We start from the raw sequence: 21,308 nt of genomic DNA on the forward strand, positions 1-21,308 counted from the left end.
CGAACGACGCTGACATCGTGTCTAACACGGCAGGGCCGTCGATCCCTAGTACCCTCCCGCACTCCGGACCTGTGTGGCCGTTCGAGCGGCCTCGAGGTGTCAGGACTGACAGTGCTTGTCGGGCTCGGATTCGTCGACGGTGATCGAGAGCGGCGGATGCTCGTCGGGTGCGGCATGGTCGCCGCGCCACGCCAGCAGCGACCAGCGCGACAGGCCGGACAGTGCCGAGCCGAGACTCGCGAACGACAGCGAGGACAACGCCGAACCGAACGATCCGACGGAGCCGATGGACAGGACCGACCCGCAGCTACCGATCGACAGGATCGAATACGAGGAACCGATCGAGAGGATCGACCGCTCCGAGGCGATCGACAGGATCGAGCGGTGGGAGAGGAGCGAGCGGCGGGAATTCACGGACGCGTGCTGCAGACGACGCTGCTTCGAGGGGATGCGCGACGCGGGGAAGGCCATGCACCGGTCTATCACGCCCGACGGCGACGGGGGAAGAGACGGTGGTGGAGGAACGGCGGTGGAGAACGGCGGTGGTGGAGGAAGAGCGAAGGCCGCCGGGAGGAGCTCCCGACGGCCTTCGGTGCGTTCGACGTGATCTGCGTTCGACCTGATCAGGGAACGGCGACGAGACCCACGGTGGGCAGGAAGGTGCACGAACGCGGATCGGCGCCCTCGTCCTGCGTGGTGATTCCACCGGAGATCACGGCGAGGACCTGACCCGAACCGGTGTCGGCGATCGCGCTCAGCGTGGTCGGGCCGTCGGGGTTGATCTTCGCGTCGTTGGTGAGCGGCTGCGTGCCCGTGCGTCCGTTGGAGACGTTGACCCAGCTCAGGGTGAGCGGCTGCTGCTGTTCGCCGGCGGCGGGGGCGGTGCCCAGCGCGGTGAAGACGAAGCCGGTCTGGCCTGCGGCCGGTCCGGGAGGGGGAAGGTGGGACGGACCCGCGACCGCGAGAGCGGTGCCCACGGAGTCCTGGCTGTCGCCGATGCAGCCCTTGCCGATCGTCGGGTAGAGGAACTGCGAAATCACCACGGCACCGGGCTCGGGGATCTCGGGTCCGCCGCCGCCGCTGCCGTCGAGGAAGGTGATGACGCGCTGGAGGGTGCTCTTCACCGCCTCGGGGAGCTCGGAGTTCGCGAGCAGTTCCTTGGCCTGCGCGAGCAGGTCGTTCTTGCCGTCGGCCGCGTCGGCGACATCGGCGGGGCCTGCGGCCGCACCGATGATCGCGGGCGCGAGGGAAGCCAGGGCCTCGACCTCTTCAGGGTTCGCCCGGACCCCGGCGAGCAGGTCGGTCAACGACTCGACGGAAAGATCGGCGGGAATCTCGAACCGGGGCAGTTCGACGAGCCCTGCCAGATCCGGCAGCGCGGGTGGCGCCGGTTGCGCGACGGCCTGCGTAGGCACGGCCAATCCCGCGGTGGCGGCGAGTGCGCACAGCGTGAGCGCCCGTCGCATTCCTCGAGTACGAAGCACTGTTCCCCATCCTTGTCGTTGAAGCATCCGGTTGTTCGGGACGAACGACCGGATGCTGACGGCTCGAGGGGACACTCTATGGACCCCCCGCACACGGGACAAGCCTGCCGTTTCGGAACGGCGCGCCCATCGCTGGTTCGGGATTCTAACCACGGGGTGTTCCGTCCCTCGGATCCTGTCGAACATAACGCGTCCGACCTGAGAAGATTGTGACTGTAGATGAAATCGTTACGGGAGTGAACTCCGGTTCGTTTGCATGCCTATCGGAACGGTAATCTCCTTCGCCGGGTCCGGTTCACCGGACGGACGTTCGACGGGAGAGGCCGCACCGCAGTGCCACGAGGGTTTCCTTCGCACCGGATGTGGTGGTGCGCGGCGTTACTGGCGCTGTCCGTCGTCGTCCGCGTGGCCTGGGGATTCATCACTCCCAACGGCATGAACCTCGTCGACCTGCACGTCTACGTCGACGGATCGGCCGCTCTGCTGCAGGGCGACCTCTACGGGTTCACCTATTCGGAGGACACCCCGGACTTCCCCCTGCCGTTCACCTATCCGCCCTTCGCCGCCCTCGTCTTCCTGCCCCTGCACCTGATCCCGTTCTCGGTCCTGGGGGTGGCCTGGCAGCTGCTGACGGTCGCGGCGCTGTTCGCCGTCGTGTGGATCTCCCTCGAACTCGTGGTGGGTGCGCGGGCGCGGAGCCGGTCGTGGATCGGTGTCGCGATGCTGTGGACGGCTGCGGGCATATGGACCGAGCCGGTACGCACGACCCTCGACTACGGCCAGATCAACGTCTTCCTCGTCCTCGGCGTGGTGCTCGCGGCCCGCAGTTCCCGGTGGTGGCTGTCGGGTGGACTCGTCGGCGTGCTCGCCGGGATCAAGCTCACGCCCGCGATCACCGGGCTGTACTTCCTCGCGCAGCGACGCTGGCGGGAGGCGGTGTTCTCCGCGGTCGTCTTCGTGGGGACCGTCCTGGTGAGCCTGCTCGTGCTCGGCTCCCAGGCCGCCACCTATTTCGGGTCCCTCTTCGGCGACGCGGATCGGATCGGCCCGGTCGTCTCGGTGTGGAACCAGTCGCTGCGCGGAGCTCTGGGTCGTCTCGCGGGTGAGGACGTCGGGCTCGGTCCCGTGTGGCTGGTCGGCGTCGTCGTCTGCGCGGTCCTGGCGTTCGCGGCGTGGCGGTCGCTGGGACCGCTGCCCGACGGAACACAGCCCGACGGAACACAGCCCGACGGAACACAGCCCGACGGAACACAGCCCGACGGAACACAGGATCGTCTCGGCACGCTGCTGATCGTGCAGCTGTTCGGTCTGCTCGTCTCGCCCATCTCATGGGTTCACCACTGGGTGTGGGTGGTCCCGTTGCTGCTGTGGCTGGTCTACGGGCCCCTGGCGCGATCGCTCGGTGCCCGCATCGTCGCCGCGTGCTGGGCCGTGGTCACGCTGATCGGTGTCCCGTGGGTGCTGAGTACGGCGCAGAACTCGATCTGGGACGTCGAACGTCCCGCCCCGCTCGCCTGGCTCGGCGCCGTCAACGTGGTCGGTGTCCTCGCCGTCTACGTCGTCGTGATCCTCGCCGCCCGGCGGCGCGGGACGCACGGCGAGCCGGTGACTACAGACCCGAGCGCCGTGCCTCCTCGTCGATCCGACGCGCAAGAGCCGGATCCGACTCCGTGATGCCACCGGCGGAATGCGTGCTCAACGCGAAGGTCACCTTCCGCCACCTGATGTCGATGTCCGGATGGTGATTCGCCTCCTCGGCGACGACGGCCACCCGGTCGACGAGCGCGATCGCATCGGGGAAGGTGGACGCTTCGATGGTGCGGACCAGCGACTGTCCCGCGCGGTGCCAGTGCGGCAACTCGGCCAGCGCGGCGTCGATCTCTCCGTCCGTCAGCAGCTGGGACATGACTCATTCTGGGACGATGCAGGTCATGTCTGCAAGCGCATCGTCTGCGAGTACACCGGCGCCCGACGGGCACGTCGTGGCCGGCGCCGTCATCCGGGACGGCCGCGTGCTGCTCGCCCAGCGCACGCGGCCCGTCGACCTCGCGGGCCTGTGGGAGTTGCCCGGCGGCAAGGCGGAACCGGGGGAGAGTGTGGAAGCGGCGCTCGTGCGGGAGCTGAGGGAAGAGCTCGGTGTCGAGGTGCGCGGTGCGGAGCGACTGGGTGTCGCGGTGCCGTTGGCGGGTGGTCGCGAGTTGTGTGCCTACAGGGTCGAACTCGTCTCGGGTGATCCCGAGCCGCTGGATCATGCGGCGTTGCGGTGGGTCGACGCGGACGAACTCGGGCAGGTCGATCTCGTCCCGGCCGATCGCGCGTGGATCCCCGATCTACGCGAACATCTGCGGCGTTGAGGTCATACGGCGCATGCCTTGTGGTCAGGCGGCGCGGGCCTTGTCGAGATATTTGCGCAGTTCCTTCTTGCTCAGGCCGTCGTTCTCGACCTTCTTCATGCGCATGACGACGACGGGGCATTTGAGGCACCGCGTCTTCTTGCGGCAGCACTTCTTCTTCGGCTTCAGGCCTGCGACCTTGCTCGCCTTCACCTTCCCCATACGTCCCGCCTGCCTTCCACGGTCCTGCGCGGCGAATCCACCGGCGGGCGAAGGTTAGCATCCCCTTACTTGTGAACCAAGGGGTGTATGTGGTGCCGGATTCGGCGGTTACGTCTCCTGTGGGAGTGTCGAGCGTCACCCCGATCGTCGCCGACCTGCAGGTATCGGATGAGGTAGAAGCGGCGACCGACAAGCGGCCTGTAAAGTGTATTGACGGCCGCAGTGCCTGCACGCCGAGAATCGGACGGGGCAGGTAGCTCGCAATCTCGCGTCGCGGCCATCGAGACGAACGCCGTACGGGCGAGGTGCCGACCGGGTCCAGTGCCGTGTGGCCGGACTACAGCCAGGAGAGCTATCGCGTGAGCACCGCTGATTTTCGGAACGTCGCCATCGTGGCGCACGTCGACCATGGAAAGACCACTCTCGTCGACGCCATGTTGCGCCAGTCGGGCGCGTTCGCCGAACGTGCGGAACTCGTCGACCGGGTCATGGACTCGGGCGACCTCGAGCGCGAGAAGGGCATCACCATTCTCGCGAAGAACACCGCGGTGCACCGTCACCACCCGGACGGCACCGTCACTGTCATCAACGTCATCGACACCCCCGGCCACGCCGACTTCGGCGGTGAGGTCGAGCGCGGCCTGTCCATGGTCGACGGCGTCGTCCTGCTGGTCGACTCCTCCGAGGGCCCGCTGCCGCAGACCCGCTTCGTGCTCCGCAAGGCGCTCGCCGCGTCGCTGCCGGTGATCCTCGTGGTCAACAAGACCGACCGACCGGACGCCCGCATCGCCGAGGTCGTCGAGGAGAGCCAGACCCTGCTGCTCGACCTCGCGTCCGACCTCGACGACGAGGCCGCCGAAGCCGCCGAGCTCGCCCTCGAGCTGCCCGTCCTCTACGCCTCCGGTCGTGAGGGCAAGGCCTCGAAGAAGCAGCCCGAGAACGGCCAGGTCCCCGACGCCGAGAACCTCGACGAGCTCTTCGAGGTCCTCATGGAGTGCATCCCCGCACCCAAGGGCGATCCGTCGGCGCCGCTGCAGGCCCACGTCACCAACCTCGACGCCTCCGAGTTCCTCGGTCGTCTCGCGCTGCTGCGCATCCACCAGGGTGAGCTGCGCAAGGGCCAGACCGTCGCGTGGATGCACGCCGACGGCGTCAAGAACGTCAAGATCACCGAGCTGCTCAAGACCGTCGGTGTCGAGCGGCAGCCCGGCGAGGTCGCGGTCGCCGGCGACATCGTCGCCGTGGCCGGTATCCCGGAGATCATGATCGGCGACACCCTCGCCGATCCGGAGAACCCGGTGGCGCTGCCGCGCATCACCGTCGACGAGCCGGCCATCTCGATGGTCATCGGCACCAACACCTCGCCGCTCGTCGGCCGGGTCAAGGGCCACAAGCTCACCGCCCGCATGGTCAAGACGCGGCTCGACTCCGAGCTCGTCGGCAACGTGTCGCTGCGCGTCCTCGACATCGGACGACCCGACGCGTGGGAGGTTCAGGGCCGAGGCGAACTCGCCCTCGCCATCCTCGTCGAGCAGATGCGCCGTGAAGGCTTCGAGCTGACCGTCGGCAAGCCGCAGGTGGTCACCCGCACCATCGACGGCAAGCTGCACGAGCCCTACGAGGAGCTGACCATCGACAGCCCCGAGGAGCACCTCGGTGCCATCACCCAGCTGCTCGCGAACCGCAAGGGCAAGATGGTCCAGATGACCAACCAGGGCACCGGTTGGGTCCGTATGGAGTTCATCATCCCGTCGCGCGGTCTGATCGGTTTCCGCACCGACTTCCTCACGGAGACCCGTGGCACCGGCATCTCGAACGCCATCTTCCACGGTTACGCGCCGTGGGCCGGCGAGATCCGCGCCCGCCACACCGGTTCGCTCGTCTCCGACCGTGCCGGCTCGGTCACCCCGTTCGCGATGATCCAGCTCGCCGACCGCGGCACGTTCTTCGTCGAACCGGGCAGCGACACCTACGAGGGCCACGTCGTGGGCATCAACCCGCGCGCCGAGGACCTCGACATCAACGTCACCCGCGAGAAGAAGCTCACCAATATGCGCTCTTCGACCGCCGACGTGATGGAGACCCTCGCCAAGCCGATCGAGCTGACCCTCGAGGCCGCGCTCGAGTTCTGTGCTGCGGACGAGTGCGTCGAGGTCACCCCGGAGGACGTGCGCGTGCGGAAGCTGCACCTCTCGCAGACCGACCGCGCGCGTGCGCGGTCGCGGGAGAAGGCCCGTAACAAGTAGTCCAGGTGTGGGGTGGCCCCGGCGAGCGCATGCTGGCCGGGGCCACCCATGTACCACCTGCCTCACGGAAGGAGCCCGAGTGTCGCGTACGCGCGCTCGTCGCCGACTGATCGGGGCGACGGCCGGCCTGGCCGTGGCTGCGCTGGTCCTCACCGGCTGCACCGCCGACCCGCCGCCTCCCATCGAGCAGACGGAGCCGACCACGACTCCCGCTCCAGCTCCGAAGCGCAGCACGGTGGTGGTCGCGATCGACGAGGTCGGCTCGGGATTCAACCCCCACCTGCTCGCAGACCAGTCGCCCGTCGCGAACGCCGTTGCCGAACTCGTGCTCCCGAGTGCTTTCCGGGCCGTGCCCGACCCGGAGAATCCCGCTGCCACACTGTGGGTTCCGGACGACTCGCTGCTGCTGTCCGCAGAGGTCACCGACGAGGCGCCGTTCACCATCAACTACCGCCTGCGCGACGAGGCCCAGTGGTCGGACGGAGCGCCGATCGCTGCCGAGGACTTCCGGTATCTGTGGCGGCAGATGGTCACCCAGCCCGGCGTGGTCGATCCCGCCGGCTACCGCCTGATCGACGACATCCGGTCGTCGGGCGGAGGCAAGACCGTCACCGTCACCCTGCGCGAGCCGTATCCGGCCTGGCGCGAACTGTTCACCAACCTGCTGCCCGCGCACCTGGTCAAGGACACTCCGGGCGGCTTCTCCACCGGCCTGTCCGAGACGATCCCCGTGTCGGGCGCGCGATTCCACGTCGACAACGTCGACCGCGGACGCGCCGAGGTACTGCTCGAACGCAACGACCGGTTCTGGGGCACCCCGGCCGGACCCGACGAACTGCTCATGCGCCGCGCCGGCACCGACGCCCAGGTGACCGAATCGGTGCGCAGCGACGACGCCCAGGTGGTCCAGAGCGCGGGCGGTGTCGCTCTCGAAGCGCAGCTCGCCGCCGTGCCGGGCGTGCGGACCGGCGTCCAGCTCCAGCCGCGCACCCTCGAGCTGACCCTCAACACACGTACCGCCGAGCTCGCCGACCCCGGCGTCCGACGAGGCGTGCTCGACCTGCTCGATCCCGAGCTGCTCGGACTCGTCGCGACCGCCGACAGCACCGAGGTCGTGCGGGCGCGGGCTCAGGTGCTCGCGCCGTCCGATCCGGGATACACCGACACGATGCCGCCGCGTCTGCCGCGGGAACAGGCCCTCGACCGTCTCGCCGCGGCCGGATACCTGCCCGTCCCGCCTGCCGTGCCCCCGGTGCCGGTAGACCCGGACGCGCCCGACCCCGGAACACCCGGGAACGATGCACCGGAGACCGAGGCATCCGAGACCGGTACATCCGGGACTGCGGCGCCGACGAGCGCGACTCCCGAACCGGGAACCCCGAGCGGACCGGCTCTGCCCGAGGGCACCCTGGCCCGGGCCGGCGTGCCGCTGACGCTGGTCGTGGGCGTGCCGGAGGGTGACGAGACCGCCCGCGCCGTCGCACGTACCGCCGTCGACCTGTGGCGCGGCGCAGGGATCGACGCGTCGGTCGACGAACTGCCCCCCGACGAGCTGTACGGCGAAGCCCTCGTCGAGGGCAGCGTGCACGCGGTCGTCGGCTGGATGCGTGCGGGTGGAGACCCCGCCACCGCCGCGCTGTCCCGATTCGGATGCGTCCCGGTGGCAGCAGCACCGACGGTGGCGGGGGAGGACCTGCCGACCGCGCCCGAGTCCGGCCTCCCGGCGCAGCCCGATACCCCCGGGACGACGGAGGCGGTACAGCCGTCGGACCCCGCGACCACCACGCTCGACGAGGACGACGTCGAGGAACGCGAGGATGCGCTCGCAGCGCAGCTCGAAGCTCCGAGCAATCTCTCGGGTGCCTGCGATCCGGGTCTCGAACCCGGTCTGCTCGCTGCGCTGAACGGCACCACCGACCCGGCGAAGGTCGTCGCCGACGCACAGACCGGACTGTGGGATCTCGCGGTGAACCTGCCGATCCTGCAGGACCGGGCCGTCGTCGCCGCCGGTCCCGGCGTCGAGAACGTCTCGCTGACAGCCGCTGTCGCCACCGGTATTCTCGGCGACGCCCATCTGTGGGGAAGGACCACACCGTGACCGATACTCCGGGGGCTCTCCCCGACGTTGCGGATCGACGACTCCTGCTCGTCCACGCCCATCCCGACGACGAAACCCTCACCACCGGCGGCACCATCGCCCGGTACGTCGCCGAAGGCGCCGAGGTCACCGTCGTGACCTGCACGCTCGGCGAGGAGGGCGAAGTGATCGGCGACGAGTGGGCCCAGCTCACCGCCGACCGCGCCGATCAGCTCGGCGGGTACCGCATCCTCGAACTCACCCGGGCGCTCGGAGCGCTCGGCGTCGACCGGCCGCGCTTCCTCGGCGGTGCCGGGCACTGGCGCGACTCGGGCATGGCGGGCACCCCGTCCGCCGCCAACCCCCGCGCCTGGGTCAACGCCGACCGCGAGGAAGCGGTCGAGGCGCTCGTCGCCGTGATCCGTGAGACGCGTCCGCACGTGGTCGTCACCTACGACCCGTTCGGTGGCTACGGGCACCCCGACCACATCGCGGTGCACGAGAGGGTGACCGCGGCCGTCGAAGCGGCCGGCACCGAGGACTATCCGTCCGCCGGGGCGGCGTGGACCCCCGCGAAGGTCTACTGGACCGTCGCCGAACGGTCCGCGCTCGAACGCGGCATCGCCGCCATGGGCGCGCTGCCCGAGGGCTGGCGCCGACCGGAGCCCGGCGAACTGCCGAGCGTGCCCGACGACGAGGTCACCACCGTCGTCGACGTCCGTTCGGTCCTCGACGCGAAGCGGACCGCGATGGGCGCGCACGCGACCCAGGTGCTGGTCGCGGAGGACGGCGAGCAGTTCGTGCTCTCCAACCTCGTCGCCCAGCCCGTCTTCGACCAGGAGCACTTCGTGCTCGTGCGCGGGCAGCTCGGCCTGACCGACTCCACGGGACGAGAGGACGACCTCTTCTCCGGCATCGGCTAGTGTGATCCGCGTCATCAACGAGGCTTCGAGTGGCTCGCGCCACCCGGACTCGTGCACTACGCAGACACACCGTGCAGGGGGTTGTCGATGTACAACTGGTCCGTCCAGAACCAGATCGTCGCGTTCGTGGATTCGTTGAGGCCGTACGCCGACGAGATCCGGGCCGACTACTGGCACGCCCTGTACTCCTTCGCCGACCAGCAGAGCGCGCTGCTCACCATGCTCGGATACCCGCCGGTTCCCTGACATCCGGTGCCTGGTCCGCGGATGGTTCCGCGGACCCCGGTTGCGCTCGCGCGCGTCCGGTAGCGCACCATCGAAGCATGACGGTCGATCCAGCAACCGCTGCACCCCTAGCGTCACCGGTGGACGTCCAGCCCCGCCGGGGACTCGTCGCGCTGCTCGTGCTCGACGGTGCGCTGTGCGCCCTGTTGTCGGTCTTCTACCTCGGCCTGTACATCGCCGGGGTGCCCTTCCCGATCACCATCCTGTTGGCCGGCGCCGCGAACCTGCTCCTCGTGATGGCGGTCCGCGCCGAGACCGGCTCCCTGCGCAGCGCGGCCCTGCCGCTGCTGGCCTGGGCCGTCGTCTTCCTCGTCTGCCTCGTGGGCGGGCCGGGCGGCGATCAGCTCGCGCTCGGCGACTGGCGGACCCTGCTGCTGCCCGTGGCTGCGCTCGCCCCCGCCGGCGGATACCTGTTCTCGGCCCGTATCAAGGAGATCACTCAGGCAGTGGGAGGGACGCAGCCCGCGCCGCGTCCCTGAGCACGTCGGTCACCATCTCCTTCGTCAACCGGCCGGTGAAGGTGTTCTGCTGGCTGACGTGATAGCAACCGAGCAGGTGCAGCGGGTGCTCCCGTGCCTCGGTGGGGGCCAGCAGCGCGTGCGCACCGTGTCCGAACTTCGGGCGGGGAACCGGGATCGTCCACCCCGCGGCCGACAGGACGGGCAGCAGCGCCTGCCACCCGAACCCGCCGAGGACGACGACCGACCGCAGTGTGGGAGCGAGCAGGTCGAGTTCCTGTTCGAGCCAGTGCCGGCAGGTGTCGCGTTCGACGACCGTGGGGCGATTGGCCGGTGGCGCGCAGTGCACCGGCGAGGTGATGCGGGTGCCGAACAGTTCGAGCCCGTCGTCGATGTGTGTCGCGGTCGGTTGCGATGCGAGTCCCGCGTCGTACAGGGCCGCATACAGCACGTCACCCGACCGGTCTCCCGTGAACATCCGTCCGGTGCGGTTCCCGCCGTGCGCGGCGGGCGCCAGCCCGACGATCAGCAGGGACGCATCGGCCGGACCGAAGCCCGGGACGGGCCGGCCCCAGTACTCCTCGTCGCGGAAGGCCGCTCGTTTCTCCCGGGCGACCTGCTCACGCCATGCGACCAGCCGCGGACACGCGTAGCAGTCGACGAGCGCGTCGTCGAGTTCGGTCAGCGTCGTCGGGGGAGTGCCGTGCAGGGGGCCTTTACCGGACGTGGGTTTCATCGGTCGATCCATGCTTCTCCCATACCCGGTGTGACCTCCTGGACAAGCGCCCACGCCTCGTCCACCGGGATGTCGATCACCTCGTAACGTCCCGCACCCGCCGGGGTCGCCGCGACGACGGTCGCGAGACCCGCACGGCGCTGGAAGAAGGTCTGCCGCACCGTCCAGCCGATCACACCGTCCGCGTCGAGGCAGATGCGCTGCCGGTCGATCGAGCCGCTGCGGGCGACGAGATGCCCGTCGACGACGGCGTGGCCGAGACCCCGGTAGCGGTCCTGCGCCAGCGCGCACGCCCCCGCGACCAGCACCACGACCACCGTGGCGATCACGGCGAACGGCACGCGCCGGTCGGTGACGGTCAGGGCGACGAGTCCGGCGACGACCACGACGGCCACCGGCGACAACGTCCGCGTGTAGCGGCGACGACGGGCACGGGGACCGTGGCTGCGCAGCGGAACCTCGAGCGGCAGCCGCCCGGTGAGCACCTCGGCCGCGACCCGCCGGACCTCCTCGTCGGGTGCGGACGGCAGGACCAGCGACGAACCGCCCTGCTGCGCGGTCCTGCCCGTCATGACGGCATCGAGCCGCGCGGCACCGACGAGCCGCAGCGCCAGGGGCTCGCGCAGCGCAACTCCACGCAGCCGCGCCCGGTCGAGGGTGGTGTGACGGGTCGTGAGCAGGCCGTGCGCGATGCGCAGGACCCGGTTGTCGTCGGTCACCTGCAGATCGCCGTAGAGCAGCAGGTACCGCACGCATGCGGCCGGGCTGGCGACGAGCACGACGACCAGCACGAGGATTACGAGCGCGACCACCAGGCCGAGGTCCTCTGCGGTCTCCACCGCGCGGCGGACGACCTGCGATTCTGCGATCCACCGGCCGAGCCCGAACTGGAAGGCGGCACCGGCGATGGCCGCGACGGCGAGCAGGCCCGTCGTGGAGAAGGGGGCGTAGCGCACCCAGGCCGGGTCGAAGCGCGCCAGCTGACGCTCGGTGACGGCAGGGGTCGGGGTCGCCTCGGCCGGCGCCTCGTCCTGCTGCCCGCCCCTCAGGAGAACGGCACGGAGCTCGGGGACGGCCGCGATCGGGATGCCGTTGAGTTCGAACCGGTTGCGATCGGCGCCCCCGCTCTGGCCCGTGCCGATCTTCACGAGCGCGAGGCCCAGCACGCGGTGCAGGAGGCGTTGCTCGACGTCCACCGACCGGATACGGCTACGGGGGATCGACAACTCGCGTCGTTGCAGCAGGCCGCGGCGGAGTTCGACGTGCTGCGGTCCCACGCGGTAGGTGGTGGTGAACCAGCGCAGCAGACCGACCAGCACGAGCACGCCCGTCGCTGCGAGGCCCCACACGGGATTGCCGCTGGTGGTCCCGATGACGAACGAGCCGGCGAGGACGGGCAGCAGGCGCAGGATCTCCTCGATCGGGTGGATCAGCAGCATCCGGCGATCGAGGCGCGACCACGGCACCTCCTCGTCCGTCCCGGCCACGGGCGCGACGGCCTCGTTCATGTCGCGTCCGCCTCCGAGCTCGCCGCGAGCGTGGTCAGACGGGCGACGGTCTCGTCGGCGACCCGGCTGTCGAGGCCGACGATCTCCACCGCACCCGCAGCGGAAGCAGTGGTGACGGTGACGGTGGTCAGATCGAGCCACCGGTCGAGCGGGCCTCGCTCGGTGTCGACGGTCTGGATCCGGGAGATCGGCGCGATGCGGTGTTCCTGCGTCCACCAGCCCGAACGCGTGTAGACCGCGGTCGCGTCCATCTCCCAGCGATGGACGCGGTAACGCCAGACCGGCACCACCGCGACGTGCAGCGCACCGAGGACGACGGTCGCGACCGCGGCGGCGATGTGCCATCCGGCGCCCACCGGTGCGACGAGCACCCACACGACCTGCGCGACGACCAGCGGCAACCACATCAGCGCTGCACTCACGGCCCACAGCACACGCGCCTTCGGGCTCGGCCGCCACGACGGTTCCCTCATCACCACGCTCGTCGCTGCCGTGTTGTCGGCCGACCCCGCCGGCGAACTCTCGTCGTCCTCCACCCGCACCTCCTGCTCCATCGGGCCCCGTGTCCGGTTCCACGCTAGGCTGGGATCCGTAGAACCGGCCGGACTCGCCCGATCCGATCTCACGATCGGGCCCTATCAGGAGGAGATCGCAATGACGGAGTCGAATGCGCTCGGCATCGAGATCCAGTCCGACAACGATTCCGAGGCCGACCGGCTCGAGCAGGCCATTCCCGTCTACGACGATCCTGTCGACGACCTGCCTTCGGACGTGCCCCTCGAAGCCGACCCGGCAGACACCTACGAGCAGTCCCGCGAAGTCCCGGCGGACGACGACTACCCGCGCGGATAGACCCCGAAGTGGCATGGGGGTGCTCGTAGGCGCATGATCGGGCCCATGACCGATTCCGCAGACGACACCCCGCAGTCCGCGATGCTCCCGACCCCCAGCGTGCGTCCCGGCGCCGCGTCCCGATCCACGGCTACTCCCTCGGGAATGCGTCGGGCGTTGCGCCGGGCGCGCGACGGGGTCGCGCTGAACGTCGACGAAGCGGCGGTCCTGCTGCAGGCCCGGGGCGCCGATCTCGAGGATCTCTGTGCGTCGGCGGCGCGGGTGCGCGATGCCGGCCTCCTCGCGGAGGGACGCCCCGGCACGGTCACCTATTCGCGCAAGGTCTTCGTCCCCATCACCCGGCTGTGCCGGGACCGATGCCACTACTGCACCTTCGTCACCGTCCCCGGCAAGCTCCGCGCCGAGGGTCACGGCATGTACCTCGAACCCGACGAGATCCTCGAGATCGCCCGTCAGGGAGCCGAACTGGGGTGCAAGGAAGCCCTGTTCACACTCGGCGACCGACCCGAGGACCGGTGGCCCGAAGCGAAGCAGTGGCTCGACGAACGCGGTTACGACTCCACCCTCGACTACGTGCGCGCGATGGCGATCCGCGTCCTCGAGGAGACCGGTCTGTTGCCGCACCTCAACCCCGGGGTGATGAGCTGGGCCGAGATCTCGCGGCTGAAGCCGGTCGCCCCGTCGATGGGCATGATGCTCGAGACCACCTCCGAACGGTTGTTCACCGAGAAGGGGCAGTGCCACTACGGCAGCCCCGACAAGGATCCTGCGGTGCGGCTGCGGGTGCTCACCGACGCGGGCCGACTCGCGGTGCCGTTCACCACCGGCATCCTCGTCGGCATCGGTGAGGACTTCACCGAGCGCGCCGAATCGATCCACGCGATCCGCAAGTCGCACAAGGCATTCGGTCACATCCAGGAAGTGATCGTCCAGAACTTCCGCGCCAAGGACGACACCGCGATGCGCGAGCACGACGACGCCGATCTCGACGAGTTCCTCGCCGCGATCGCCGTCGCGCGGCTCGTCCTCGGGCCGGGAATGCGCATCCAGGCCCCGCCGAATCTCGTCTCGCTCGACGAGTGCCGCGCGCTGCTCGGGGCGGGTGTCGACGACTGGGGTGGTGTCTCGCCGTTGACGCCCGATCACGTCAACCCCGAACGGCCCTGGCCGAATCTCGACACCCTGGCGCGCCTGAGCTCCGAGGCCGGCTTCGAGCTCACCGAGCGGATCGCCGCGCAGCCGAAGTACGTGCTCGCCGGGCAGCCGTGGATCGATCCGCGCATCACCGCGCACGTGCACGCCCTCGCCGATCCGGCCACGGGCCTCGCGCGCGAGGTGATCCCGTCCGGACTGCCCTGGCAGGAACCCGACATCGACTGGGAGTCGTCGGGTCGCGTCGATCTGAACTCCGAGATCGACGTGACCGGACGCAACACCGAGCACCGGTCCGATCTCGGGAGCGCTTTCGGCGACTGGGAGACCGTCCGCGAACAGGTGCTCGAGCTGGGCGCCTCCGCACCGGTGCGGCTCGACAGCGACGTGCTCTCGGCGCTGCGCTCCGCCGAACGGGATCCGGGCGGTTGCACCGAAGCGGAGTACATCGCCCTCGCCAACGCCGACGGCGCCGGTCTCGAAGCACTCGTGGCGCTCGCCGACCAGCTGCGCCGCGACACCGTCGGCGACGACGTCACCTATGTCGTCAACCGGAACATCAACTTCACCAACATCTGCTACACCGGCTGCCGGTTCTGCGCCTTCGCGCAGCGCAAGGGCGACGCCGACGCGTTCACCCTCTCGGCGAGCGAGGTCGCCGACCGGGCGTGGGAGGCGCACGTCGCCGGCGCCACCGAGGTGTGCATGCAGGGCGGTATCGATCCGGAACTGCCGGTGACCGGCTACGCCGATCTCGTCCGCGCCGTCAAGGCGCGGGTGCCGTCGATGCACGTCCACGCGTTCTCGCCGATGGAGATCGTCAACGGTGTCGCGCGCAGCGGCACGTCCATCCGGGACTGGCTCACCGAGCTGCGCGAGGCGGGGCTCGACACCATCCCGGGCACCGCTGCGGAGATCCTCGACGACGAGGTGCGGTGGGTGCTCACCAAGGGCAAGCTCCCGACCGCCGAGTGGATCGAGGTCGTGACCACCGCGCACGAGGTGGGACTGCGCTCGAGCTCGACGATGATGTACGGGCACGTCGACCAGCCGCACCACTGGGTCGGCCACCTCGAAGTGATCCGCGGGATCCAGGACCGCACGGGCGGATTCACCGAGTTCGTGCTGTTGCCCTTCGTGCACCAGTCGTCGCCGCTGTATCTGGCCGGCGCGTCGCGCCCCGGCCCGACCATGCGCGACAACCGTGCCGCGCACGCCCTCGCCCGGGTCATGCTGCACGGCCGGATCGGCAACATCCAGACCAGCTGGGTGAAGCTGGGTGTCGCCGGGACGCAGGCCATGCTCGAGGGCGGCGCCAACGACCTCGGCGGCACGCTCATGGAGGAGACGATCTCGCGCATGGCGGGCTCGCAGCACGGCTCGGAGAAGACCGTCGCCGAACTCGTCGCGATCGCCGAGGGCATCGGGCGGCCGGCGCGCCAGCGGACCACCGCGTACACGCCGATCGAGCTCCCGGTCACCTCGGGCTGACCCGCCGCGGCGGCCGGCACTCCGAAGTAGGGGACCCTTACTCCGGAGGGTCGCACGGGGACGGGGGATACTGGAGGACCGTGGGCGTCGAGGGCGCCCGCTCGGGCGAGACCGCGCAGGTCGGCGGGCTTACAGAGAGGCAGGGAGAACAGCAGTGACGTACACGATTGCGGAACCGTGCGTGGACGTGTTGGACAAGGCATGCATCGAGGAGTGCCCCGTCGACTGCATCTACGAGGGCGGTCGCATGCTGTACATCCACCCCGACGAGTGCGTCGACTGCGGTGCGTGCGAGCCCGTGTGCCCCGTCGAAGCGATCTTCTACGAGGACGACGTCCCGGACGAGTGGTCCGAGTACGTCAAGGCCAACGTCGACTTCTTCAACGATCTCGGCTCGCCCGGCGGCGCCGCGAAGCTCGGCAAGGTCGACTACGACCCGCCGTTCGTCAAGAACCTCCCTCCCATGGGCGAAGAGTGACGAACGGACCGGTGGAACTTTCGTGAGCACGCGTGTCCGCCGTTCGGTGGCGAAGAGCCTTCCGGACTTCCCCTGGGATTCCCTGACCGACGCGAAGGCGAAGGCAACGGCGCATCCCGACGGCATCGTCAACCTGTCGGTGGGCACACCGGTCGACCCGGTCGCCCCCGTGATCCGGGAGGCGCTCGTCTCCGTCGCGGAGGAGCCGGGTTATCCGACCACGCACGGCACCGCCGAACTGCGGCGGGCGGCCGTGGGTGCACTCGAACGGCGCTACGGCATCACCGGTCTCGACGACTCGGCGATCCTGCCGGCGATCGGCACCAAGGAGATGATCGCCTGGCTGCCGTCGCTGCTCGGCCTCGGCGCCGACGATCTCGTCGTGATCCCCGAACTGGCGTACCCGACCTACGAGGTGGGTGGCCTGCTCGCCGGTGCCCGCATCATCCGCGCCGACGGGCTGACCCGCCTCGGTCCCGAGGTCGCGTCGCTGGTCTTCGTGAACTCGCCGTCGAACCCCACCGGCAAGGTGCTCGGACCCGACCACCTGCGCAAGGTCGTCGACTGGGCGCGCAGCCGCAACGCGATCGTCGTCTCCGACGAGTGCTATCTCGGACTCACCTGGGAGGGTGAGGCCCTGTCGATTCTGCACCCGAGCGTGTGCGGGGGCGACCACACCAACCTCCTCGCGGTGCACTCGCTGTCGAAGACCTCGAATCTCGCGAGCTACCGGGCCGGTTTCGTCACCGGCGACGCCGACCTCGTCGCCGACCTGCTCGAGGTCCGCAAGCACTCCGGCATGATGCTGCCGCTGCCGATCCAGGCAGCGATGACCGCGGCACTGAACGACGACGAGCACGAGAACGCCCAGCGCGAGAAGTACCGCAAGCGTCGCGAGGTGCTCCTCGACGCCGTGCGCGGTGCCGGCTTCACCGTCGACCACTCGGAGGCCGGCCTGTACCTGTGGGCGACGCGCGGTGAGGAATGCCGCGCGACCGTCGACTGGTTCGCCGAACGCGGCATCCTCGTCGCACCCGGCGAGTTCTACGGTCCCGGTGGTGTCCTGCACGTCCGGATCGCACTCACCGCGACCGACGAGGCCATCGACGCCGCCGCTGCGCGACTGCGCGGATAGAGCGCAGCCTCCGGCTCCGCACGAAGTTCGCCCGCCCCACGTGAATGCGGATCGTGGGGGAGGTTGTGTGCGGAATTCCCGAGAAACGCGCACACAACCTCCCCGTCGATCGTCCCGTCGGTAGCTCTCCTGTGTCGGACGTCGCCGACGCACCGCCGGGCGAGCGGCTCGCCGGTAGATTGGCCCCGTGAGTTCGTCCGGTGAGGATCCGCTGCTGTGGGTGCTCTATGTCGCTGTGGTGGCGATCGCTGCGGCGAGCGCGTCACGCTCCCACTCGGGAAGTGCCGCCCGCGCGACGACGCGATCGTTCTGGTGGCCCCCGCCGGTCGCGGCGACGATCCTGTGGTCGGTGGTCGCCGTGGCCTCGCTCGCTCGGCTCGTCTTTCCCGGACTGCTCGACGTCTTCCGGCGGCAGCCGGTGCGCACCCGTGACTCGGGGGAGTGGTGGCGCGTCCTCACCGCCGGTCTGATCGAGGACGGCGGCGTGCTCCTCACCGTCGTGAACCTGCTGTTGCTCGCGGTGGTCGCCGTCGCGATCGTGCGGGTGTGGCGGTGGTACCGCGCCCTCGGCCTGTTCGTGATCGGCCAGGTGATGTGGGGGTTGTTCACCACCTTCGTCTTCCCGTCCGACGGCGCGGGAACGACCGGCGCGACCCTCGCGTCCGCCGCGACCCTGGCGGGACTGTGGCCGGTCGTCGGAGCGACCCGCCCGTTGCTCGTCGCCTCCGCGGCGACCTTCCTGCTCGGTGTGGTCCTCGTGATCGCGGGCGACGCGCACGGCGTGGCCGTCCTCATCGGAATGCTGCTGGGCGCGGTTCTGGCCACCGTGCTTCCCCCGGTGCACCTCGCGCGGGCATCGGTGTCCGCGGCACGCGGCGACATCCGTACCTGACCGCCTCTGCAGGAGTGCCGCAGCGATATGGAATCGTGGCTGCTGTGTCTGCACTGCTTCGTTCGCTGAACCCGCTGGCCGTCGCGCGCGGCGACGATCTCCCGGACGCCGTTCGCATCGACGGCCACACCTTCTCCCGCAGCGATCTGCTCGGCGCGGCGACCGCGGTCGCGGCACGGGTGGCCCGCGCCGATCGGGTGGCCGTGCTCGCCACCCCGAACGCGACCACCGTCGTCGCCGTGACCGGTGCCCTGCTCGCCGGGACGACCGTGGTGCCGGTGCCGCCGGATTCGGGGCCCGCCGAACTCGCCCACATCCTGAGGGACTCGGGTGCGCAGGCCTGGCTCGGTCCGGCGCCGGAGGTGCAGCATCCCGACGTTCCACAGTTGCCGAGCCTGCCGGTCCGGTTGCACGCCCGCGACTGGCACCACCTGCCCGAGCCGAACCCGGCGCGAATCGCGTTCGTGCTCTACACCTCCGGGACCACCGGCCTGCCCAAGGGTGTGCTGCTGAGCCGCCGGGCGATCGCCGCGGGCATCGACGCCCTCGCCGAGGCGTGGGCCTGGACCGAACGCGACACGCTCGTCCACGGACTGCCGCTGTTCCACGTGCACGGACTCGTGCTCGGTGTGGTCGGAGCCCTGCGGGTCGGCAGCCGGCTGATCCATACCGGCAAGCCCACCCCACAGGCCTACGCCGAAGCGCAGGGATCGCTCTACTTCGGGGTGCCGACGGTGTGGACACGCATCGTCGAGGACGAGGACTCCGCCCGCGTGCTCAGCGGTGCACGACTGCTCGTCTCCGGCAGTGCGCCGCTGCCGGTGCCGGTCTTCGAACGACTGCGTGAGCTCACGGGGCTGGTTCCGATCGAGCGCTACGGCATGAGCGAGACGATGCTGACCCTCAGCACACGGGTCGACGGCGAGCGCCGTCCCGGCTGGGTCGGCACGCCCGTGGCCGGGGTCGAGACGCGACTGCGCGACGAGCAGGGCCGCGACGTGCCCCACGACGGGGAGAGTATCGGTGTCCTGCAGGTGCGGGGACCGATGCTCTTCGACGGCTACCTGAACAGGCCGGAGGCCACCGCGGCCGCGTGGACCGAGGACGGATGGTTCGTCACCGGCGACGTGGCGGCCGTCGACGAGGGTGGATTCCACCGCATCGTGGGGCGCGAGTCGACCGATCTGATCAAGACCGGCGGGTTCCGGGTCGGTGCGGGTGAGATCGAGACCGTTCTGCTCGGCCATCCCGCTGTGCGGGAGGTGGCCGTGGTGGGCCTGCCCGACGACGACCTCGGTCAGCGGATCGTCGCGTTCGTGGTGCCCGCCGCCGACGACTCGGAGGTCGACGAATCGGAACTGATCGCCCTTGTCGCACAACAGCTCTCCGTGCACAAGCGGCCCCGGGAGGTGCGTGTGGTGAACGACCTTCCGCGCAATGCGATGGGCAAGGTGCAGAAGAAGAAACTGGGCTGACAGGGTCGGTGGGGGAGCGCCCGCGGGCAATTCCTGTTACCGGAACTTCGTGGAAAATCGGTCACAGGGGTTGCATGTGTCACACTGCGAGGCGGATTCTCTACTGCACCGTATGTAGGTCTACTCACTTCGATGGGGGTTCGAGGGATGTCTGTAACGGATCAGGTCCGGTTGCCCGGGCACGACCGTCGGGGGGACGGTGAGAACGCTCCGCTCTTCGTGGTGGACGGAAAGCCTGCGTCCGTTCCCCTGCGCGATCTGCCGGCCGTGGCCCGCAAACTCGTGGCGCACTTCGCCGACAACGTGGCTCCGTGTTCGCTCCGACCGGGGGAATCGCTGCGCGGCGACGTCACCGAGGTCACCGTGCGCTGCCTGCGCATCGCGATCCATCTCCTGGACTCGGGAGAACTGCCGTCCGACGCGGAGCTCGCCGACCTGCGCAGCAGCGCCGCCCAGTGGGCCCGCGCCGGTTTCCGGCTCGAGTACATGCTCCGGATCTACCACGAAGGCATCCGTCTCGGTTGGGAACTGGTCACCGATCGGGCCCGGGAGGGCGACGTCTCCTCGGTCGCCGACGCGTCCCGCCTGTGGATGGCCCTGCTCGAGAAGGTCACCGTCGCCGCGACCACCGGTTTCGTCGCCGAACTCGACGCCATCCGCCGCGAACGCGACGTCGCCGCGCAGGAACTGGTCACCGCGCTGCTGAGCGGGCAGGACGCCGCGGCCGTCGCGCAGCGTTCCGGGCTGGTGCTCGCCGACACCTACACGGTGCTCGCGGTCTCGCTCACCCGTCATCCCGACGAACGCAATCCGCACGTGCGGCCGGAGGTCGTCGCGCGGCGCACGCTGCGCCGGGTCGAGACCGAACTCGAGGCGATCTGCGAGGGCCGCCATCTCGCGATGCTCGGCCCCGAGGGCGGCACCGTCCTGCTCCCCGAATCACCCTCGACGGAGGCGATCGAGGAGTTCCGGCAGCGCATCGAGACCGTGGCCGGGGTGTCCGTCACGCTCGCCCTCGTGCACGCTCCCGTCCGGGAGGTACCCACCGCGGCGAAGCAGGCCCACGAGCTGCTCGACCTCGTGCGACGGCTCGGCCGCCCGGTCGGGGCCTACGGCATGCAGGATCTCGCACTCGAATACCAGCTGACCCGGCCCGGACCGGCACGCCGCCATCTCGCGCGCGTACTCGATCCGCTCGAGGAATCACCCGAACTCGTCGAGACGCTGGAAACGCACATCGCCCACGATCTCAGTCGCCAGCTCACGGCCAAGACCCTGCACGTCCACGCGAACACTGTCGACTACCGCCTCAAGCGGGTCGCGCAACTCACCGGATTCGACCCCACCCGGCCCTCCGGACTGCGCCAGCTGCAGGCGGCGCTGATCGCTCGACGACTCGAACTGGAGAGCTCCGAACAGGGCTGATATCGCGTCGGATTCGGCTTCCCGAGGCGTGCCGGTCTATATCATCGGTCTCGGGCGACCGAGGGGCGTCACCCGGAGTGAGCACGAGGGGGCCGACGCATGGCGGGGGAGTCCGGACCGTCCGAGTCGGATCCGC

Annotated in this window: 21 protein-coding genes; 14 read left to right on the top strand and 7 right to left on the bottom strand. The window is 69.8% G+C overall.

Annotation, left to right across the window (positions count from 1 at the left end):
• Positions 1-99 precede the first annotated feature (99 nt).
• Entirely contained in the window at positions 100-471 is a 372-nt protein-coding gene (locus tag B9C99_RS00820) for a hypothetical protein (RefSeq protein WP_016693624.1), read from the bottom strand.
• A gap of 152 nt (positions 472-623) precedes the next feature.
• On the bottom strand, positions 624-1,466 hold the full coding sequence (locus B9C99_RS00825) for a hypothetical protein (RefSeq protein ID WP_088896676.1): 843 nt from the start codon (positions 1,464-1,466) through the stop codon (positions 624-626).
• A gap of 378 nt (positions 1,467-1,844) precedes the next feature.
• On the opposite strand from B9C99_RS00825, the gene B9C99_RS00830 reads away from it, so the two are divergent.
• Entirely contained in the window at positions 1,845-3,158 is a 1,314-nt protein-coding gene (locus tag B9C99_RS00830; protein ID WP_088896677.1) for a mannosyltransferase, read from the top strand.
• Here the strand turns inward: B9C99_RS00830 and B9C99_RS00835 are convergent.
• Positions 3,094-3,390, bottom strand: a complete 297-nt coding sequence (locus tag B9C99_RS00835; RefSeq protein WP_016693621.1) for a 4a-hydroxytetrahydrobiopterin dehydratase — start codon at positions 3,388-3,390, stop codon at positions 3,094-3,096. The genes B9C99_RS00830 and B9C99_RS00835 overlap by 65 nt on opposite strands.
• Positions 3,391-3,415: 25 nt before the next feature.
• Between B9C99_RS00835 and B9C99_RS00840 the strand changes: the two genes are divergently transcribed.
• Complete coding sequence (locus B9C99_RS00840) at positions 3,416-3,838, top strand: (deoxy)nucleoside triphosphate pyrophosphohydrolase (RefSeq protein WP_172414829.1); 423 nt, start codon at positions 3,416-3,418, stop codon at positions 3,836-3,838.
• Positions 3,839-3,862: 24 nt separating this feature from the next.
• Here B9C99_RS00840 and B9C99_RS25785 read toward each other — a convergent pair whose 3' ends face one another.
• Positions 3,863-4,039: a hypothetical protein gene (locus B9C99_RS25785; protein ID WP_006550584.1), complete on the bottom strand. Its 177-nt coding sequence runs from the start codon at positions 4,037-4,039 to the stop codon at positions 3,863-3,865.
• A 359-nt stretch (positions 4,040-4,398) separates the two neighbouring features.
• Between B9C99_RS25785 and typA the strand changes: the two genes are divergently transcribed.
• The 5 genes from typA (at position 4,399) to B9C99_RS00865 (ending at position 10,049) form a co-directional block, all read left to right on the top strand.
• Positions 4,399-6,285 carry a translational GTPase TypA gene (gene typA / locus B9C99_RS00850; protein ID WP_006550583.1) on the top strand — a complete coding sequence of 629 codons (1,887 nt, stop codon included), beginning with the start codon at positions 4,399-4,401 and terminating at the stop codon, positions 6,283-6,285.
• A 79-nt stretch (positions 6,286-6,364) separates the two neighbouring features.
• On the top strand, positions 6,365-8,383 hold the full coding sequence (locus B9C99_RS00855; RefSeq protein WP_172414830.1) for an ABC transporter family substrate-binding protein: 2,019 nt from the start codon (positions 6,365-6,367) through the stop codon (positions 8,381-8,383).
• Positions 8,362-9,285 (top strand): N-acetyl-1-D-myo-inositol-2-amino-2-deoxy-alpha-D-glucopyranoside deacetylase, encoded by a 924-nt coding sequence (mshB, locus tag B9C99_RS00860; protein WP_088896678.1) that lies wholly within the window; start codon positions 8,362-8,364, stop codon positions 9,283-9,285. The genes B9C99_RS00855 and mshB overlap by 22 nt, the downstream gene beginning before the upstream one ends.
• 87 nt (positions 9,286-9,372) lie before the next feature.
• On the top strand, positions 9,373-9,531 hold the full coding sequence (locus B9C99_RS25790; protein ID WP_016693616.1) for a hypothetical protein: 159 nt from the start codon (positions 9,373-9,375) through the stop codon (positions 9,529-9,531).
• Between the two features lie 77 nt (positions 9,532-9,608).
• The gene (locus tag B9C99_RS00865) at positions 9,609-10,049 is read left to right on the top strand and encodes a hypothetical protein (RefSeq protein ID WP_088896679.1); all 441 of its coding nucleotides are present in this window, start codon (positions 9,609-9,611) and stop codon (positions 10,047-10,049) included.
• Here the strand turns inward: B9C99_RS00865 and B9C99_RS00870 are convergent.
• The 3 genes from B9C99_RS00870 to B9C99_RS00880 are packed head-to-tail and all read right to left on the bottom strand — an operon-like array spanning position 10,006 to position 12,826.
• Positions 10,006-10,764, bottom strand: a complete 759-nt coding sequence (locus B9C99_RS00870; RefSeq protein ID WP_088896680.1) for a uracil-DNA glycosylase — start codon at positions 10,762-10,764, stop codon at positions 10,006-10,008. The genes B9C99_RS00865 and B9C99_RS00870 overlap by 44 nt on opposite strands.
• Positions 10,761-12,272, bottom strand: a complete 1,512-nt coding sequence (locus B9C99_RS00875; protein ID WP_088896681.1) for a PH domain-containing protein — start codon at positions 12,270-12,272, stop codon at positions 10,761-10,763. Before B9C99_RS00875 ends, B9C99_RS00870 begins: the two co-directional genes overlap by 4 nt.
• Positions 12,269-12,826: a PH domain-containing protein gene (locus tag B9C99_RS00880; RefSeq protein WP_088896682.1), complete on the bottom strand. Its 558-nt coding sequence runs from the start codon at positions 12,824-12,826 to the stop codon at positions 12,269-12,271. The genes B9C99_RS00875 and B9C99_RS00880 overlap by 4 nt, the downstream gene beginning before the upstream one ends.
• 100 nt (positions 12,827-12,926) lie before the next feature.
• Here B9C99_RS00880 and B9C99_RS00885 point away from each other — a divergent pair, with 100 nt between their 5' ends.
• From B9C99_RS00885 to B9C99_RS00915, 7 genes are all read left to right on the top strand, one after another.
• A complete protein-coding gene (locus B9C99_RS00885; RefSeq protein WP_088896683.1) occupies positions 12,927-13,124 on the top strand; it encodes a hypothetical protein in 198 nt (65 codons plus the stop codon).
• Between the two features lie 45 nt (positions 13,125-13,169).
• The gene (locus tag B9C99_RS00890) at positions 13,170-15,767 is read left to right on the top strand and encodes a bifunctional FO biosynthesis protein CofGH (protein WP_088896798.1); all 2,598 of its coding nucleotides are present in this window, start codon (positions 13,170-13,172) and stop codon (positions 15,765-15,767) included.
• A 154-nt stretch (positions 15,768-15,921) separates the two neighbouring features.
• Entirely contained in the window at positions 15,922-16,245 is a 324-nt protein-coding gene (gene fdxA, locus B9C99_RS00895) for a ferredoxin (RefSeq protein WP_006550573.1), read from the top strand.
• 22 nt (positions 16,246-16,267) lie between these two features.
• Entirely contained in the window at positions 16,268-17,380 is a 1,113-nt protein-coding gene (gene dapC, locus B9C99_RS00900) for a succinyldiaminopimelate transaminase (protein WP_253249929.1), read from the top strand.
• Positions 17,381-17,567: 187 nt separating this feature from the next.
• A complete protein-coding gene (locus B9C99_RS00905; protein WP_088896684.1) occupies positions 17,568-18,272 on the top strand; it encodes a rhomboid family intramembrane serine protease in 705 nt (234 codons plus the stop codon).
• 44 nt (positions 18,273-18,316) lie between these two features.
• Positions 18,317-19,747, top strand: a complete 1,431-nt coding sequence (locus B9C99_RS00910) for an acyl-CoA synthetase (RefSeq protein ID WP_088896685.1) — start codon at positions 18,317-18,319, stop codon at positions 19,745-19,747.
• 171 nt (positions 19,748-19,918) lie between these two features.
• The gene (locus B9C99_RS00915; protein WP_088896686.1) at positions 19,919-21,172 is read left to right on the top strand and encodes a CdaR family transcriptional regulator; all 1,254 of its coding nucleotides are present in this window, start codon (positions 19,919-19,921) and stop codon (positions 21,170-21,172) included.
• Positions 21,173-21,308: the final 136 nt, after the last annotated feature.

It is taken from the genome of Rhodococcus sp. BUPNP1, assembly GCF_002215235.1.
Taxonomy (GTDB): domain Bacteria; phylum Actinomycetota; class Actinomycetes; order Mycobacteriales; family Mycobacteriaceae; genus Rhodococcus.